15 protein-coding genes and 1 tRNA gene are annotated in these 15,521 nt (G+C 69.7%); 7 read left to right on the plus strand and 9 right to left on the minus strand.

The features are described from left to right. From ABF401_RS14115 to ABF401_RS14145, 7 genes are all read right to left on the minus strand, one after another. A partial coding sequence (locus ABF401_RS14115) for an ATP-binding cassette domain-containing protein (protein ID WP_353510204.1) occupies window positions 1-776 on the minus strand: 776 nt, incomplete at its 3' end. 180 nt (window positions 777-956) lie between these two features. Continuing rightward, window positions 957-1,910: a 4-(cytidine 5'-diphospho)-2-C-methyl-D-erythritol kinase gene (locus ABF401_RS14120; RefSeq protein ID WP_353510205.1), complete on the minus strand. Its 954-nt coding sequence runs from the start codon at window positions 1,908-1,910 to the stop codon at window positions 957-959. A 4-nt stretch (window positions 1,911-1,914) separates the two neighbouring features. Then, complete coding sequence (gene rsmA / locus ABF401_RS14125; RefSeq protein ID WP_353510206.1) at window positions 1,915-2,832, minus strand: 16S rRNA (adenine(1518)-N(6)/adenine(1519)-N(6))-dimethyltransferase RsmA; 918 nt, start codon at window positions 2,830-2,832, stop codon at window positions 1,915-1,917. 165 nt (window positions 2,833-2,997) lie between these two features. After that, complete coding sequence (locus tag ABF401_RS14130; RefSeq protein WP_353510207.1) at window positions 2,998-4,140, minus strand: resuscitation-promoting factor; 1,143 nt, start codon at window positions 4,138-4,140, stop codon at window positions 2,998-3,000. Between the two features lie 239 nt (window positions 4,141-4,379). Then, window positions 4,380-5,237 carry a TatD family hydrolase gene (locus ABF401_RS14135; RefSeq protein WP_353510208.1) on the minus strand — a complete coding sequence of 286 codons (858 nt, stop codon included), beginning with the start codon at window positions 5,235-5,237 and terminating at the stop codon, window positions 4,380-4,382. Continuing rightward, on the minus strand, window positions 5,234-7,093 hold the full coding sequence (metG, locus tag ABF401_RS14140) for a methionine--tRNA ligase (protein WP_353510209.1): 1,860 nt from the start codon (window positions 7,091-7,093) through the stop codon (window positions 5,234-5,236). Before metG ends, ABF401_RS14135 begins: the two co-directional genes overlap by 4 nt. 131 nt (window positions 7,094-7,224) lie before the next feature. Further along, window positions 7,225-7,656, minus strand: coding sequence for an OsmC family protein (locus ABF401_RS14145; RefSeq protein ID WP_353510210.1), 432 nt, complete (start codon window positions 7,654-7,656; stop codon window positions 7,225-7,227). Window positions 7,657-7,877: 221 nt separating this feature from the next. Here ABF401_RS14145 and ABF401_RS14150 point away from each other — a divergent pair, with 221 nt between their 5' ends. Both ABF401_RS14150 and rsmI read left to right on the plus strand, forming a co-directional pair. Continuing rightward, entirely contained in the window at window positions 7,878-8,450 is a 573-nt protein-coding gene (locus ABF401_RS14150; protein WP_353510211.1) for an HdeD family acid-resistance protein, read from the plus strand. A gap of 42 nt (window positions 8,451-8,492) precedes the next feature. Next, window positions 8,493-9,359: a 16S rRNA (cytidine(1402)-2'-O)-methyltransferase gene (gene rsmI, locus ABF401_RS14155; protein ID WP_353510212.1), complete on the plus strand. Its 867-nt coding sequence runs from the start codon at window positions 8,493-8,495 to the stop codon at window positions 9,357-9,359. Window positions 9,360-9,643: 284 nt separating this feature from the next. Here rsmI and ABF401_RS14160 read toward each other — a convergent pair whose 3' ends face one another. Next, a complete protein-coding gene (locus tag ABF401_RS14160; RefSeq protein WP_353510213.1) occupies window positions 9,644-10,030 on the minus strand; it encodes a hypothetical protein in 387 nt (128 codons plus the stop codon). A gap of 63 nt (window positions 10,031-10,093) precedes the next feature. Further along, window positions 10,094-10,828: a dienelactone hydrolase family protein gene (locus tag ABF401_RS14165; protein WP_353510214.1), complete on the minus strand. Its 735-nt coding sequence runs from the start codon at window positions 10,826-10,828 to the stop codon at window positions 10,094-10,096. Between the two features lie 39 nt (window positions 10,829-10,867). Between ABF401_RS14165 and ABF401_RS14170 the strand changes: the two genes are divergently transcribed. From ABF401_RS14170 to ABF401_RS14190, 5 genes are all read left to right on the plus strand, one after another. Then, entirely contained in the window at window positions 10,868-11,704 is an 837-nt protein-coding gene (locus tag ABF401_RS14170) for a CPBP family intramembrane glutamic endopeptidase (protein WP_353510215.1), read from the plus strand. A gap of 23 nt (window positions 11,705-11,727) precedes the next feature. Further along, entirely contained in the window at window positions 11,728-12,201 is a 474-nt protein-coding gene (locus ABF401_RS14175; RefSeq protein WP_353510216.1) for a nitroreductase/quinone reductase family protein, read from the plus strand. An 86-nt stretch (window positions 12,202-12,287) separates the two neighbouring features. Beyond that, window positions 12,288-13,358: a hypothetical protein gene (locus ABF401_RS14180; RefSeq protein ID WP_353510217.1), complete on the plus strand. Its 1,071-nt coding sequence runs from the start codon at window positions 12,288-12,290 to the stop codon at window positions 13,356-13,358. Between the two features lie 161 nt (window positions 13,359-13,519). Beyond that, the gene (locus tag ABF401_RS14185) at window positions 13,520-15,124 is read left to right on the plus strand and encodes a dolichyl-phosphate-mannose--protein mannosyltransferase (RefSeq protein WP_353510218.1); all 1,605 of its coding nucleotides are present in this window, start codon (window positions 13,520-13,522) and stop codon (window positions 15,122-15,124) included. 152 nt (window positions 15,125-15,276) lie between these two features. Beyond that, window positions 15,277-15,352, plus strand: a tRNA-Ala gene (locus ABF401_RS14190). The last annotated feature ends 169 nt before the right edge of the window (window positions 15,353-15,521 follow it).

Consider the following 15,521-nt stretch of genomic DNA (forward strand, 5'->3'; position numbering starts at 1 on the left):
CCGCGGCGCAGCCAGGCGAGCTCCTTGCGCATGAGGTTGGCGCGGCGGTCGGCGACGACGCCGGCGAGCCGGTCCCGCTCCGCCTTCGCGAGGACGTAGGCGGCGTAGCCACCCTCGAAGGGGTTGACCTGCCCGGCCTCGACCTCCCAGGTCAGGCTCGCGTAGGCGTCGAGGAACCACCGGTCGTGCGTGATCGCCACTGTCGCGTTGCCCGGTCTCGGTCGGGTGGTCGCGAGGTGGTCGGCGAGCCAGGCCACGCCCTCGACGTCGAGGTGGTTGGTGGGCTCGTCGAGGAGCAGGAGCTCAGGGTCGTCGACGAGCAGCTGCGCGAGGGCCAGCCGGCGGCGCTCACCGCCGGACATCGGGCCGACGATCGCGTCGAGGCCACCGACATCGGGCGCCTCGATGCCGCCGAGGAGGCCGGTCAGGACGTCACGGATGCGTGCGTCGCCCGCCCAGACGTGCTCGGGACGGTTCTGGAGCACCGCCTCGCGGACCGTGTGGCCGGGATCGAGGGAGTCGTCCTGCGCGAGCATCCCGATCCGGATGCCTTCGGCACCGCCCTGTCTGGAGACGCGGCCCTCGTCCGGCTCCTGGCTGCCCGCGATGACCCGCAGCAGCGTCGACTTGCCGCCGCCGTTGCGACCGACGACGCCGATCCGGTCACCAGCGAGCACGCCGATCGAGACGCCGTCGAGCACTCGGGTCGTCCCGAAGACGAGGGAGACCCGCTCGAGGTTGACGAGGTTGACGGCTCTGGTGGCGGCAGGTGGCATGGCCTACCGACCCTACGGCCTCGGCCACTGCCCGCACGAACCGCCTCCACCCCGCACCACGCCCCCAGCCACACCCCGCAACACGCCCGGCACCATCGAACGCACCCCTGAAGCAGCACTGGTCAGTTCCGGGGTACCGGGCGTGTTGCGGCCTCAGTCCCGTCGGTGGGTGTGCGCGGCTCAGTCCGGGCGGGAGCCGCTGACCACGTGGGCGCCGTGCACCGGGCCCCGAGCACGGCGGATGTCGCGGCACAGATCCGAGGCTGCCAGGGAGACCGAGAGGTCGAGGGACGCCTCGTGGCTCTCGGTGAGGAAGGCGACCGTCGGGCCGGAACCGCTGACGAGGCCGCCGAGCGCCCCGAACTCGACTCCCGCGTCGCGCAGCACTCGCAGCTCGGGGCGCAGCGAGAAGGCGGCTTCGTCGAGGTCGTTGTGGAGGGCCTTCCCGAGGGCCTGGGCGTCGCCGCGGCGCAGGGCCGCCATCAGCTCGGAGCTCACGTCGGCGGAGTGGGCCGGGTCCCTGGCGTCGCCGCCGTCGGCCGAACGCAGCCGGTCGAGCTCTCGGTAGACCTCGGGGGTCGACAGTCCGGTGTCGCTGATCGCGAAGACCCAGTGGAAGGTGCCGCGAGCCAGGACCGGAGCGAGCTGCTCACCCCGACCCGAACCCATGGCGTTGCCACCTGCGAGCGGGAAGGGGACGTCACTGCCGAGCTCGGCGGCGAGCTCGGCCAGCTCGTCGCGTTCGAGCCCCAGACCCCAGAGGTGGTCGCACGCGAGGAGGGCGGCGGCCGCATCCGCGGAACCGCCCGCCATGCCGCCCGCGACCGGGATGTCCTTGTCGATGTGGATCGACAGGACGTCGTCGATGTCCCACTGCTCCGAGATCAGCTTGGCAGCGCGGATCGCGAGGTTGCCGGTGCCGGTCGGGACGCGATCCGCATAGGTGCCGCCCGGGACGACCTGCCACTCGTCCCAGCGCGCCACCGAGACCTCGTCATACAGGGAGACCGCCTGGAACACCGTGGCGAGATCGTGGTACCCGTCGGGCCGCAGTGCGCCCACGCGCAGCTCGAGATTGACCTTGGCCGGGGCACGCACGGTCACCGACCTGGGTGGTGTCGGGGCTGCGGTCATGCGGTCACCCTATGGTGCCGGGCACGGCCGGCCCGCCCTTGTGCTCGGCGATGCGGGCGAAGGCCTCGATGTCGAGCTGCTCGCCGCGCGCCTTCGGGTCGATCCCGGCGGCCACAAGGGCCGCCTCGGCGAGGGCCGGGGAGCCCGCCCACGCCGCGAGTGCACCGCGGAGCGACTTGCGTCGTTGGAGGAAGGCAGCGTCGATGCACCGGAAGACCTCCTCACGGCTCGCGGTGGTCCGGGGTGGGTCTCGTCTCACCAGGGAGACGAGTCCTGAGTCGACGTTCGGTGCCGGCCAGAAGACCTTGCGCCCGACCCGTCCCGCGAGGTCGACCTCGGCGTACCAGGCGGCCTTGAGGCTCGGCACGCCGTAGGTCTTGCTGCCGGGCCTTGCCGCGAGGCGCTCGGCCACCTCGAGCTGGACCATGACGAGGACGCGCTGGATGGAAGGGAAGTGCTCGAGGAAGGACAGCACGACGGGCACGGAGATGTTGTAGGGCAGGTTCGCGACGAGTGCCGTGGGCCTCGGACCGGGAAGCCGGGTGACGGTCAGGGCGTCATCCGCCACGAGGCGCAGCTTGTCGACATGCTGGGGCTGGAGGGCGCGCACGGTGTCCTCGAGCGCACCCGCAAGACGCGGGTCGACCTCGATGGCGGTGACTCGGTGGACGACGGGGAGCAGCGCCAGGGTCAGTGAGCCGAGACCCGGCCCGACCTCGACGACGACGTCCTGCTCACCGACCCCGGCGACGCGGACGATCTTGCGGACCGTGTTGGCGTCGACGACGAAGTTCTGTCCCCACTGCTTGGTGGGGCGCAGGTCGAGCCGGTGCGCGAGGTCGCGAATCTGGGCGGGTCCGAGGAGGGCGTCACCGGCTCCGTCCGTCGACTCCGCGGGGCCCCCGGCCCGCTCACTCGTCATTGCCACACCCTATGGGTACCCCTGACCCGGCGGCGGTCGGGAAGTGCAGCTCCGCGCGGGCTGAGCCCAGCGGCATACGGCATCGGGTTTGCCTGCACAGGCGAAGGGCCCTCGACCACCGGGTGGTCGAGGGCCCTCGCGGTGCCGCCGGTGGGCCGGGGGGACTCAGGCCTTGCAGCCCCACTGGGAGAGGCCGTTGTCGGCGTAGACCCGGTTGGCGACGGTGATCTGCTCCGCACGCGATGCCAGGTCGGCGCGTTGCGCGAAGTCGTCACCGTTGTAGGCGAGCCACGTGCTGTACGAGAACTGCAGGCCGCCGTAGTACCCGTTGCCGGTGTTGATGGACCAGTTGCCGCCGGACTCGCACTGGGCGACCCGGTCCCACATGGCCGCGCGGGCCAGGTTGAGGCCGGCACCGGACGTGTTGCCGCCGGAGCTCGTCGGGGCTGGCGCCGGGCTCGAGGCCCGGGTCGGACGCGCCTTGGTGCCGACGAGGACGACCTTGTTGACCGGCGCCGTGGTGACCTTGGCGGAGACGCGCTCCTTCTTGGTGACCTTGCCGTCGATGATCGTGGTCCGCTCGGTGATGGTCCGCACGCCATCGACACCCTGCTTGCTCACCTTGGTCGTGCCCTTGTAGACGTCCGACGTCTGGGTGCGGACGGTCTTGAAGTCGACGGACTCAGTCCGCGTGCTCGTCTTCGTCGTGACGTCCTGGACGACGACCTTCATGCCCGCCTTGAGCGGCGTCGCGGGCGCCGGGGCGACCTTGTCGTTCGCGTCGAAGCCGACGCGGAGCTGGCCGAGGGCCTCGGCGACGGTCGCAGCGGTCACCGTCTTCGTCGTCGTCTTGCCGTCGGCGACGACGGTCACGGGCTTGGGCGTCACGACCGTGAGGTCGAGACCCTGGCGTCCGATCGCCTGGGAACGCGACACCGAGATCCGGGCCCCGTCGCTGCGCAGCCCGAGGGCGAGCAGGGCGGCGTCGACCGTGGTCTCGGTCGTGCGGATCTGCTTCTTGGTGCCGTCGATCGTGAGGTTCAGCGTGCGGGCGTACTTGACGGTGACCGTGTCGCCGTCCGAGAGCGACGCGTCGGCCGCTGGATAGACGACGTCTCCGTCCTTGACCGAGATGCCTTCGCTGTCGAGCAGGTCACCAACCGTGCTGCCGAAGACGTGGGTCGCGGTGGACGTGCCGTCAACGGACAGGTTCACCGCCTTGTCGAGCTGGGCTGCCCCGACGCCTCCGGCGGTGAGCAGCAGGGCGGCGCCGGCACCGGCGATGACCTGTAACTTGCGCGAAATCACTATTCTCCGAACGTCGTACTCCCCGGGTGACACGCGCTCTCGGATGACCTCGGAGGGCTGTCTCGGGGACGTTCGCGAGGGGCCTCGATGAGGGTCCGATGCGGGGCGGCATCCGGCCAACAGTCATCCAGAGTGAATGATCAAGTCGTCAACGGTCAAATTCCGATAACGTTCTGTGGATGACCGATACCCTCGAGTAGGGGGTTGGGGACAACGGTCGGGGCAGCCCTCCTCAGCCCTCATGACCAGGGTCCGTAGACCCTCTCGGAGTTCTCGGAGACCGCCCGGCACAGGGTCGGCACGTCCACGTTGAGGACGCCTGCCATGGCCCGAATCGTATGCGGCACAAGGTAGGACGCGTTGGTCGCACCGCGGTGGGGCGACGGCGTCAGGTACGGGGCATCGGTCTCGACGAGGACCTGCGAGAGCGGCGTCACGGTCAGCGCGTCGCGCAGGGTCCGGGCGTTCTTGAACGTCACCGTCCCGGCGAAGGACAGGTAGTAGCCACGCTCGACGCTTTCACGCGCCATGGACAGGTCCCCCGAGAAGCAGTGCAGCACCGTCCGCTCCGGCGCCCCCTCCTCCTCGAGGACCCGCAGCACGTCGTCGTGGGCATCACGGTCGTGGATCTGCAGGGCCTTGCCGAGTCGCTTGGCGAGGCCGATGTGCCAGCGGAAGGCCTCCTCCTGGACGGCCACCCCGTCAGGGCCCGTGCGGAAGTAGTCCAGCCCGGTCTCGCCGACCGCCCGGATCCGCTCGTGCCCGGCCGCACGCTCCACGACGTCGTATGCCGCTGACAACGTCCCAGCGGCAGCCAGCTTGGGCACTTCGTTGGGGTGCAAGGCGATTGCTCCCAGCACCTCGGGAAACCGCTCGACTGCGTCGACCGTGAAGTCGATGGCCTCGAGGTCACAACCCACTTGGACGAGGCGGCTCACGCCCACCGCGCGAGCCCGGGCGACCGCCTCCGTCACGTCCAGGGGGTCGGCCCCGTCACGCCCGATGTCGAGGTGGACGTGGTTGTCGACGACGTCGATCGGCAGCGGGTCCGGAGCGGCCGGCGGCAGTCCGTGCCGAGGCGACGAGTGCGAGCTCATGCGCTGGTGTCCGCCTGGCCCTTGCCGTCCGTCTCGCCGCCGTCCATCTCGTCCTCTCGGCGCATCCGCTCGATCTCCTCTTCGACGACCGACGGGTCGAACTTGGTGAAGACCGGCGTCGGCTTCGCGATCGGCGTGCCCACGACGACCGGCTGGTACTCCCACCGCGGCGTCCCGGAGTAGTCGCCGGTGATGACCGGGTAGGGCCGCCCGTCGTCGAGGTCGGTCACCTCCTCGAGGACCGGCATCGGCACGAAGTCGCCCTGCCCGCCCATGACCCGGTGCACCCGGTTGGCGCCGTGCGGCAGGAACGGGGCCGTCAGCGTGTTGATCGACACGACCGCCTGCGCCAGCACGTGGAGCACCGTCCCGAGCCGCTCGCGCTCGTCGTCACCCTTGAGCTTGAACGGCTCCGTCTCGGCGACATAGCGATTCGCCTCGCCGACGACACGCATCACCTCACCGATCCCCTGCCGGAACCGCTGCCGCTCGATGAGGCCGCCCACTGTGGCAAAGGCACCGCGCACCGTCTCGAGCAACGCCTCGTCCACCGGCTCGAGACGTCCGGCAGCAGGGATCTGCCCGAAGTTCTTCGCGACCATCGACGCGGTCCGGTTGACGAGGTTGCCCCATCCGGCGACGAGCTCGCTGTTGTTGCGCTGGACGAACTCCGCCCACGTGAAGTCACTGTCCTGGTTCTCCGGCCCAGCCGCGCAGATGAAGTAGCGCAGCGGGTCCGGGCCATAGCGCTCGAGGACGTCACGGACATAGATGACGTGGCCCCGCGACGTCGAGAACTGCTTGCCCTCCATCGTCATGAACTCCGAGGCAACCACCTCGGTAGGAAGGCTCAGGACGCCGTACGTCCCCGCCTCGCCGCCCTTGTCCCCCCGGCCGGCGTAGCCGAGCAGCTCGGCCGGCCAGATCTGCGCGTGGAAGGTGATGTTGTCCTTCCCCTGGAAGTAGTAGCTCACCGGCGGGTCGTCCTGCGTCGCGTCCCAGAACTCGCGCCACCGCTCGGGCTCCCCGATGCGGCGGGCCCACTCGATGGACGCGGAGAGGTAGCCGACGACCGCGTCGAACCAGACGTAGAGTCGCTTGTGGGTGTTGTCCCTCCACCCGTCGAGGGGGATCGGGATCCCCCAGTCGATGTCGCGGGTCATGGCCCGGGGCCGAACATCGTCAAGCAGGTTGCGGGCGAACTTGATGACGTTGGGCCGCCACGTCCCGGAAGCCTCTCTCCCGTCGAGCCACTCCGCCAGCGCGCCTGCGAGCGCCGGCAGGTCGAGGAAGAAGTGCTGTGTCTCGACGAATTCCGGTGTCTCGCCGTTGATCTTGCTGCGTGGGTTGATCAGCTCGTCGGCGTCGAGCTGGTTGCCGCAGTTGTCGCACTGGTCGCCGCGCGCCTCGCTGTAGCCGCAGATCGGGCAGGTGCCCTCGATGTAGCGGTCCGGCAGGGTGCGGCCGGTCGAGGGGCTGATCGCGCCCTTGGTCGTCTGCTCGATCATGTAGCCGTTGCGCCAGTTCCCCGTGAACAGCTCCTGGGAGACGGCGTAGTGGTTCACCGTCGTCGTTCGGGTGAACAGGTCGTAGGACAGGCCGAGGTCGGTCAGGTCGGTCGCGATGACGCGGTTGTACTTGTCGGTGACCTCCTGGGCGGACAGGCCTTCCTTCTCCGCGAGGACGAGGATGGGCGTGCCGTGCTCGTCGGTGCCCGAGACCATGAGCACGTCGTGTCCCGCCATCCGCATGTACCGACTGAAGACGTCGGAGGGCACGCCGAACCCGGCCACGTGGCCGATGTGGCGCGGGCCGTTGGTGTACGGCCAGGCGACAGCAGACAGGACTTTGCTCATGGGCCCGATCCTAAGGTGGCCGAGTCCGCGACCGCGCCGTCACGTCGAGTGTGCAGAACGCGCCGCACCGTGAGACTGCACCGTCGTGCGGGAGGGCACGTTCTGCACACTCGACGTGGGGTGGGACTCCGTCAGTCGGCGAGGCGGGCCTCGACCGTGATCGAGGGCACGGCCTTGAGCGCCTGGCTCACCGGGCAGCCGTCCTTGGCCTCCTCGGCGGCCTTCTGGAAGTCCTCGGCCGACATCCCGGGGACCGACCCGACGGTGCTCAGCGTGATCTCGGTGATGCCCGTGCCTGGGACGAACGTCACCGCGGCTGTCGTGTCGAGCGTGGTCGGCGGAGTGCCGGCCTTGGCAAGGCCGTTGGAGAACGCCATGTTGAAGCACGCGGAGTGAGCCGCCGCGATGAGCTCCTCGGGACTCGTCTTGCCGCCCGGCTCCTCGGCCCGGGACGCCCACGTCACGTCGTACGTGCCGACCCCGGAGGACTCGAGGCTGACCTGCCCGCTCCCGGTGAAGAGGTCGCCCTCCCAGTGGGCGGATGCCGTGCGGATGGCTGACATGAGCACTCCTTCGTTCCGACTGTCTTCGATTCGGGTTCGCGGCGATTCGACTGGAGGAGCCGCCCTCCCACCATTGCGCGACCCCATGCGGAAGGCAAGGGTCGGTCGTGGCCTGCGGCGCGGAACCGCGCGATGATGAGGTCGAGGCGCTCGACCAAAGGGGGCAGCGCCAGGCGTGGAGAGGCAGGCCGATGTCGGACTCACCCTACGAAGCTCGATCCATGCTCAAGACCCTGTGGTGGCTCGTGTTGCTCCGCGGCATCCTCGCCATCCTCTTCGGGATCGCGGTGCTCGCTTGGCCCAAGGCGACGGTCGTCGTCTTCCTGGTCCTCTTCGCGGTCTTCTCGCTCCTCGACGGGATCCTTGAGATCATGACGGGCGTCCAGGCCAAGGGCGAGCGCGGCCGGTGGCTGATCTTCCTCCAGGGCGCCTTGGCCATCATCGCCGGCATCATCGCCGTGGTCTGGCCGAGCATCACGGCCGTCGTCCTGCTCTGGCTCGTCGCACTCTGGGCCATCCTCAGTGGCGTCATGGAGATCGCCGGCTCGCTCGAGGTGCGCAGGCTCGGTCAGCCCCGCTGGTGGTGGCACACGGTGGCTGGCGTCCTGGCCATCGTCCTCGGCGCGATCCTCCTGTTCGGCAACCCGGTTCGCGGAATCCTCGCCATCCTCTGGGCCGTCGGGGTGCTCGCCATCGCGAGCGGGATCGCGCTCGTCATCGCGGCCCTGATCGCGCGACGTGCCGTCAACGAGCTGTATCGGGCGACCGACGTGGACAGCCAACCGACCACGTGACCGCCGCGCCGACAGCAGTGGCCCGCACGGCAGGATGGCGGTGTGAGCACCGCACCCGACGCCGGCACCCTCGTCCTTGCTGCGACCCCGATCGGTGATCCGCGCGACGCAGCGCCGCGCCTGGCCGAGGAGCTTGCCGGGGCCGACGTCATCGCGGCCGAGGACACGCGCCGGCTCAAGCGCCTGCTCGCCGACCTCGACGTGAGCCCGGCAGGACAGGTGCTCAGCTATCACGACCACAACGAGTCCAGCCGGACTCCGGAGCTGGTCGAACGGCTGCTCGTGGGCCAGCGGGTGGTCGTCGTCACTGATGCCGGGATGCCGTCGGTGTCGGACCCCGGCTACCGCCTCGTGGCGGCAGCGGTGGCGCGCGGGGTGCGCGTGACCTGTGTGCCCGGACCGAGCGCGGTCCTCATGGCCCTTGCCGTGTCGGGGCTGCCGGTCGACCGGTTCTGCTTCGAGGGGTTCCTGCCCCGCAAGTCCGGCGAGCGCGCCCGCTTCCTCACCGAGCTCGCCGACGAACGGCGCACCATGGTCTTCTTCGAGGCGCCGCACCGGCTTGCGGACACGCTGGCGGCCATGGGCGAGGCGTTCGGACCGGCGCGCCGCGCAGCCGTCTGCCGCGAGCTGACCAAGACCTACGAGGAGGTCCGCCGCGGCACCCTCCCGGAGCTGACCGATTGGGCGCAGGACGGGGTCAAGGGCGAGATCACGGTTGTCGTGACGGGTGCCGAGCGAAAGGTCACGACCATCGAGAGCGAGCTCAGCGGCATACGGCATCGGGTTGAGCAGGGGGAACGCCTCAAGGACGTCTGTGCAGACGTCGCGGCACGGACGGGGCTGTCGAAGAAGGCGCTCTATGACGCCGCCGTCGCCGCGGGAAAGGGTGAAGGGCCCTTGGGAGTATGAGTCTCAAGGGCCCTTCGGGTTGATCGGTCGATGTGACGCTCCCGATCGACTGCTCTTCAAGTCCGGTCCCAGCGCCTTCGTCACCAAGCCACTGCGAAGGATTGCTCCTCCGTGCGGACCCTCGTCTCCGAGCCGTCCCGCTCTCCCCGAGGGGAGTGCGTGAAAGCAGTTCTACGCCCCTACTCCACTACGGCGCAAGGGTTTTCGCGAAAGAATTTTGCATCCACAGGACGTCGGCGTGTCATCCACCGGAAACGTCCGGTTGTCCACACCTGGCTTGGTCACTATCCCCATGTTGTCCCCAACACGCTGTGGACAACCTGGGAGAGCTCGTTGGCAGCCGTGCGCGCCTCGGCAGCACGTTCGCCCCGCCCCAGCGAGTCGTACTCCCCTGCAGCCTCGAGCAGGCTGTCCACCTCGGCGCGGAGGATCGCCGCCTCCGTCTCCTCGTCCAGGGCGAGACGCTCCGCCTCGGCCGCACCGACGCCGATCGCGGCGCCGGCAACGTGGGTCGAGGTCGCTGTCACCGCGCCGTGCGACGTCGGCACCGCCTCGGCGTTCTCGAGCGCGGCGATTGCCGCGCGGATCGCGGCCGCGGTCGGCTTGTCCCGCTCGCGCAGTGCTGTCGTGAGTCTTTGGCGCAGGGCGAGACGGACGGGTGAGCTGCTCATGGCAAGACCCTAGGTCGCGAGCGGTGCAGCGCTCCAACGGTTTACGCGGGTCGAGACCCACCGTCACTGTCCGAGGAGCCGCTCGCGGAAGAAGTCGACGACCCGGACCACCGCCACCGGGTGCTTGTGGTCGGTCAGGGTCGCGTGGCCGTGACCAGCGAGTTCCACTGAGATGAAGCCGTCCCCGAGCTCCTGACGCAACGTCTCGAACCGGGTGCCGGTGACCCAGTCGTCCCGATAGCGCACCCCGAGCACCGGGCAGCCGTCGGCGACGCGGGCACGGACCGCGGCCAGGTCGGACGGCGACAGGTTGAGGTCGGCCGCCCGGCGCCGCCCGAGGGGCAGCGGCACCGCGGGCTGCGCGACGACCGGCGCGACAACGACCGGGTCGAGCATCATCGCGAGGGCGAACCCACCCGTGACGCACATGCCGATGGCCCCGACGCCCGGTCCGCCCGCCGACGCGTGGAGCTCCCGGGCAAGGGTACGGAGCCAATCTCCCAGCGGGGCAGTCACTCCCGTCGCGAACATCGTGAACTCTCTTGTGACACAGAGCCTCGGGACGACGCGTGCTGCCTCCCAGGTGCGGGGCGGTGCATCTGCGGAGCCGAAGAGGTGTGGGAGCACGACGGTGAAGCCCGCCTCGACGAGCTCCTCGCCGAACTCGACGACCTCGGGCGTCAGGCCGGGGCTCTCGTGGATGACGACGATGCCCGGACCGCTACCCCGCCGGTAGGTGTCATGCTCGACGCCGCCCGCCTTGTGGCGGCCCGCCGTCCAGTCCCCCAAGAGCGCCATGACACGAGCGTACGTCGGCGCGAAAGTACAGTGAGCGCCATGGCCCCCCGCGTTTTGCCGGATGCCGCTGAGCTTGGTCCCAGCGATCGCGAACCGGTGCGCGCGGCCGGGCCGGCGCAGCGGCGGACGCTGGGTTGGGAGACCGTCCTGCTCCTCGGGGTCAGCCTTGGGGCCTCTGCGATCTGGTCGGTCCTGTCGATCATCGAGAAGCTGACTCGCAACGTGCCGCTCCGGTCGCAGACGACGGCGATGAACCAGTCGGCGACGCCGGACCGGCCCTGGCTCGACCTCGGCTACCAGCTCGCCGGGATCCTCATCCAGGTCGTGCCGGTGGCCCTGGCGTTGTACCTGCTGTCGACCGTGCTGCGCCCGTCCATGACGATCGGGGCGGCGAGGTTCATCGGCTTCGACCGGACCGAGCCGGCCCGGGACCTGCTGCGCGGGCTCGGTCTGGCGGCGCTCATCGGGCTACCGGGTCTGGGGTTCTACTTCCTGGCCAAGGCGGTCGGGATCAACACGACCGTTTCGGCGGCCAACCTCACCGACGTGTGGTGGTCGGCGCCCGTGCTGACGCTGGCGGCCATCGGCAACGCGCTCGTCGAGGAAGTCGTCATGGTCGGCTACCTCTTCACCCGATGGCGGCAGATCGGGTGGTCGTGGCCGGTGGTCATCGGCGTGTCCGCGCTGATCCGCGGGACGTACCACCTCTACCAGGGATTCGGCGGCTTCGCCGGCAACCTCGTCATGGGGCTGATCCTCGGTTACGTCTTCGCCCGGACCCGGCGGGTGATGCCGCTCGTCGTCTGCCATGCCCTGCTCGACATCGTCGCCTTCGTCGGCTACGCGTTCCTCAAGGCTCGCGGCATCACCATCTGAGGCGCTCAAGGCACGGAGGGCTCATGGATCGGTTGGGAGGCACCGGGTGGACGCGCCGGATCGGTGGCAGCCGGCCCGCCGTCTGGCTGGTCAAACACGTGGTCGCTCCGCTTGATCGGCGCCTCTATCGGTGGACCGGCGGCCGCCTCACGATCAGCGCTCGCCGGGCCCGGTCGGTCCTGCTGCTCACGACCACGGGCCGGCGAACCGGCGTTCCGCACACCACTCCGGTCTTCTACCTCCGGGACGGAGACCGGTTGGTGATCTGCAACGTGAAGCCGGGCTCCGAGCGGACGAACCCCTGGGTCCTCAACCTTCGGGCGACACCGGTCGCGCGGGCCCAGGTCGGCTCGAACGTCGGCACCTACCGGGCCCGGGAGGCGACGGCGGCGGAGGTCGAGCGGCTCTGGCCGCGCCTGGTCACGACCTGGCCCGCCTACCAGGCCCACTTCGAGCGAAGCGGCGAGCGGACGATCTTCGTGCTCGAGCGGGAATGAGCACCCATCGAACTCATCCGCGAGGCTGAGGCACCGACGACTTGAGGGTGAGGCGCCCCGCGGCTCCCCTGTCGCACGGTGGAGGCATGGAAACCCTCCTCGCTACTCCCGGCCAGGCCCAGCCGTCGATTGGTCACCGCCCGAGGTCTCGACCGCGAGTCGCAGCGGGTGTCGCCTGCCTGTGGGCCGTCCTCCAGCTCGGTCTCGCGCTCGGCCAGCTGGCCGGCCTCGACGTGACCCCGTGGTCCGGCGCCGACCCCTCTGTGCTCAGCGCCCTGTCGACCTCGACCGTCGCCGTGGTCGTCGCGGTCCTGGCTGGGGTCAGTCTCGCGGCCCTGGCCACCTGGGACCGTCGTGACGGGCGACCCGCCCGGATCGCCGGAGGGCTGCTGCTCGCAACCGGCATCGTCGTCGCCCTGGCTCTGGCTGACGTGCGCTCGCTGACGCTGCTCGGCTACCTGCCGATGGTGCTGCTCCACCATGTCGGGATCGAGCCGTTCGCGGCCCACGAGATGACGATCCCCACCCCGGTGCTCCTCTCGCTCATGCACAGCGTCGGTGGGGTCGGCCTGCTCCTCACCGGCCTGTCCGCGCTCACCGGGTCCTTGGATCGAGTCGGCTTTGCCGGCGGTGCGGACCGGGAGCTGGCGGAGCGCCGTCGCATCGCCGCGGTCCGGGTCGGGCGGTGGGCGGTGGGCGTCGCTGTCGCAGCGCCGCTCGTCTACGCCTCGACGCGGGTCGCCTGGGCGTTCGGCATCCCCCTCGGGGTCTCGGACGAGTTCCTCGACCTGCTCGGCGACGCGAAGTACGCCGGCCTGGGACTCGGCCTCTTCGCGATCGTCGGGTCGATGCTGACGCTCGGGCTCGTGCAGCGCTGGGGCGAGGCGTTCTGGTCGTGGGTTCCGCGCGTCGGTGGACGGCCGGTGCCCGTCTCGATGGCCGTCGTCCCAGCACTCTTCGTCGCCATGGCCGTCATCTCTGCTGGGATCGGCTTTGCCATGATCATTCTTGGCGGTGAGATCGACGCGCTCCCGGGCGAGCCAGTGGACTGGGCCGCGTGGGCGCCCGAGGTGCTCTGGGTGCCGTGGGGCATCGCGCTGGGCGTCGCTGCGCTCGCCTACCGCGTCCGTCGCGAGGCCACCACCAGCCTCCCCTGACTCGACTGTGCAGTTCGTCCCGCCCCCTGCGTCGAGTGTGCACTTGGTGCCCAGCCCGGGCGGCGCCAACTGCACACTCGACGGGGAGGGGCGCGGCGCCAACCGCACACTCGACGGGGAGGGGCCCGGCGCGGACGGCGAAACTGCTTACGATGTCGCCCATGAACTCCGCCCTGGCAGTGCGCTCGCGCCTGCTCGGGAAGCCGGAGGACGACTTCCGGGACGCGCCGCCCCGGCGACGATTCGGCAGCCTGCTGACCCTCGGGTGGCTGGGACCGCTGTTCTTCACCGCTGTCGGCGGGATCATGCGGTTCTGGCACGTCGGCGCACCGCACCAGCTCGTGTTCGACGAGACGTACTACGTCAAGCAGGGCTGGTCGATGATCCTGTTCGGCTTCGAGATGAAGGTCGATCCCGTCCTCGAGCAGGCCAAACAGGTCGACCAGCACTTCACGGCGAACGACCCGTTCGTCTGGGGCACGGACGGCGACTTCGTCGTTCACCCACCGGTCGGCAAGTGGCTCATCGGGCTCGGCGAGGTCCCGTTCGGGATCCTCAACTCCATGGGGTGGCGGTTCGCGGTGGCCCTGGCGGGGACGCTGTCGATCCTCATGCTCGGACGGATCGCGCGGCGGCTCTTCCAGTCGGACCTGCTGGGTGCCGTCGCTGCTGCGCTGCTGGCCTTCGAGGGGCACCACTTCGTGCACTCGCGGACCGGGCTGCTCGACATCTTCGTCATGTTCTTCGGGCTGGCGGCGTTCGGGGCCCTGCTCATCGACCGAGACCAGACGCGCGAGCTCGTGGCGGCGAAGGTGGCCGGGGTGTCGCGGGCGTCGATCAGCCAGTGGGGTCCATGGCTGGGCTGGCGGCCGTGGCGCTGGGTCGCCGGCGTCATGCTCGGTCTGGCGGCCGGCGTCAAGTGGTCTGGAGTCTTCTTCCTCGTCTTCTTCGGACTGCTCACCGTCCTGTGGGACCTGGGGGCGCGCCGGGCCGCCGGCGTCCGGAGCTGGGTGGTCGCGGGCGTCGTCAAGGACGGTCTGTTCGCGTTCGTGCAGCTCGTCGGGACCGCTCTCGTCACCTATGTGGCGAGCTGGACGGGGTGGATCCTCACGCGGGGCGGATCGTTCCGAACGTGGGCCGAGACCCGTCCGTCCGGTGGGCTCGGCGGCCTGCTGCCCGACTGGTGGCGGTCGCTGTGGGCGTACCACCAGCAGATGTTCGAGTCCAGCGCGTCGATCAACTCGCCGCACCCTTACCAGACGAGTCCGTGGTCGTGGATGATCCAGGGCCGGCCCACGTCCTTCTTCTACGAAGGGCCGGTGAAGGGCGTCGACGGCTGCATGGTCGACCAGTGCAGCAAGGCGATCACCTCGATCGGAACCGTCTCGATCTGGTGGGGCGGGACGCTGGCGATCTTCGTCCTGCTGTTCATGTGGGCGCTGCGCCGCGACTGGCGGGCCGGGGCCGTGCTGTGCGGTCTCGCGGCCGGTTATCTGCCGTGGTTCTTCCTCGCCGAGCGGACGATCTATTCCTTCTACGAGGTGTCGTTCGTGCCGTGGGTCGTGCTGGCCTGCGTGTACGTGCTCGGTCTGGTCGTCGGTGGACGGGAGGCGTCGGTCACGCGACGTCGGGTCGGTCTGGGGGTGATGGGGGCATTCGTGCTCTTGACGATCGGGCTGTTCGCTTTCTTCCACCCGATCTATGTGGCAGATGTCATCCCCCAGACGGAGTGGTCGCAGCGGATGTGGTTCCCGAGCTGGGTGTGAGCGGCGGTAGCCGCGCGTGTCACCGGCGAGCTGACTCCGGGACGATGTCACTGCGGTAGCCCAGGGGCCCCACGGTGGTATCTACTCCCGGTAAGGGTGGCTCCGGGTTTCATGCGGCGGGCCGCGTGGTGTTACAGTTCCTGTCGCATCAAGGGGCTGTGGCGCAGTTGGTAGCGCGTCTCGTTCGCAATGAGAAGGTCAGGGGTTCGAATCCCCTCAGCTCCACCAAACCTGCAGGTCAGGGCCAATGCCCGTCATCCCGAACTAGGGAGACAGCATGGCCGCTCCGCGAATACTCGCGCTTTTCACCGCAGCACCTGCTCGGACCCGGCCCCCGCTGAGGGGCCGACCCGGACGTCCACGTCGGCCCCGGTACAACCCTGCGATGACGACTTCT

Source organism: Intrasporangium sp. (assembly GCF_040414665.1).
GTDB lineage: Bacteria > Actinomycetota > Actinomycetes > Actinomycetales > Dermatophilaceae > Intrasporangium.

What these genes read in the sequence shown, in the direction of transcription:
- ABF401_RS14120 (WP_353510205.1), bottom strand. Translation starts at nt 1,910, where the DNA reads ATGACCGCAGCCCCGACACCACCCAGGTCGGTGACCGTGCGTGCCCCG.
- rsmA (WP_353510206.1), bottom strand. Translation starts at nt 2,832, where the DNA reads ATGACGAGTGAGCGGGCCGGGGGCCCCGCGGAGTCGACGGACGGAGCC.
- ABF401_RS14135 (WP_353510208.1), bottom strand. Translation starts at nt 5,237, where the DNA reads ATGAGCTCGCACTCGTCGCCTCGGCACGGACTGCCGCCGGCCGCTCCG.
- metG (WP_353510209.1), bottom strand. Translation starts at nt 7,093, where the DNA reads ATGAGCAAAGTCCTGTCTGCTGTCGCCTGGCCGTACACCAACGGCCCG.
- ABF401_RS14145 (WP_353510210.1), bottom strand. Translation starts at nt 7,656, where the DNA reads ATGTCAGCCATCCGCACGGCATCCGCCCACTGGGAGGGCGACCTCTTC.
- ABF401_RS14150 (WP_353510211.1), top strand. Translation starts at nt 7,878, where the DNA reads ATGCTCAAGACCCTGTGGTGGCTCGTGTTGCTCCGCGGCATCCTCGCC.
- ABF401_RS14160 (WP_353510213.1), bottom strand. Translation starts at nt 10,030, where the DNA reads ATGAGCAGCTCACCCGTCCGTCTCGCCCTGCGCCAAAGACTCACGACA.
- ABF401_RS14165 (WP_353510214.1), bottom strand. Translation starts at nt 10,828, where the DNA reads ATGGCGCTCTTGGGGGACTGGACGGCGGGCCGCCACAAGGCGGGCGGC.
- ABF401_RS14170 (WP_353510215.1), top strand. Translation starts at nt 10,868, where the DNA reads ATGGCCCCCCGCGTTTTGCCGGATGCCGCTGAGCTTGGTCCCAGCGAT.
- ABF401_RS14175 (WP_353510216.1), top strand. Translation starts at nt 11,728, where the DNA reads ATGGATCGGTTGGGAGGCACCGGGTGGACGCGCCGGATCGGTGGCAGC.
- ABF401_RS14180 (WP_353510217.1), top strand. Translation starts at nt 12,288, where the DNA reads ATGGAAACCCTCCTCGCTACTCCCGGCCAGGCCCAGCCGTCGATTGGT.
- ABF401_RS14185 (WP_353510218.1), top strand. Translation starts at nt 13,520, where the DNA reads ATGAACTCCGCCCTGGCAGTGCGCTCGCGCCTGCTCGGGAAGCCGGAG.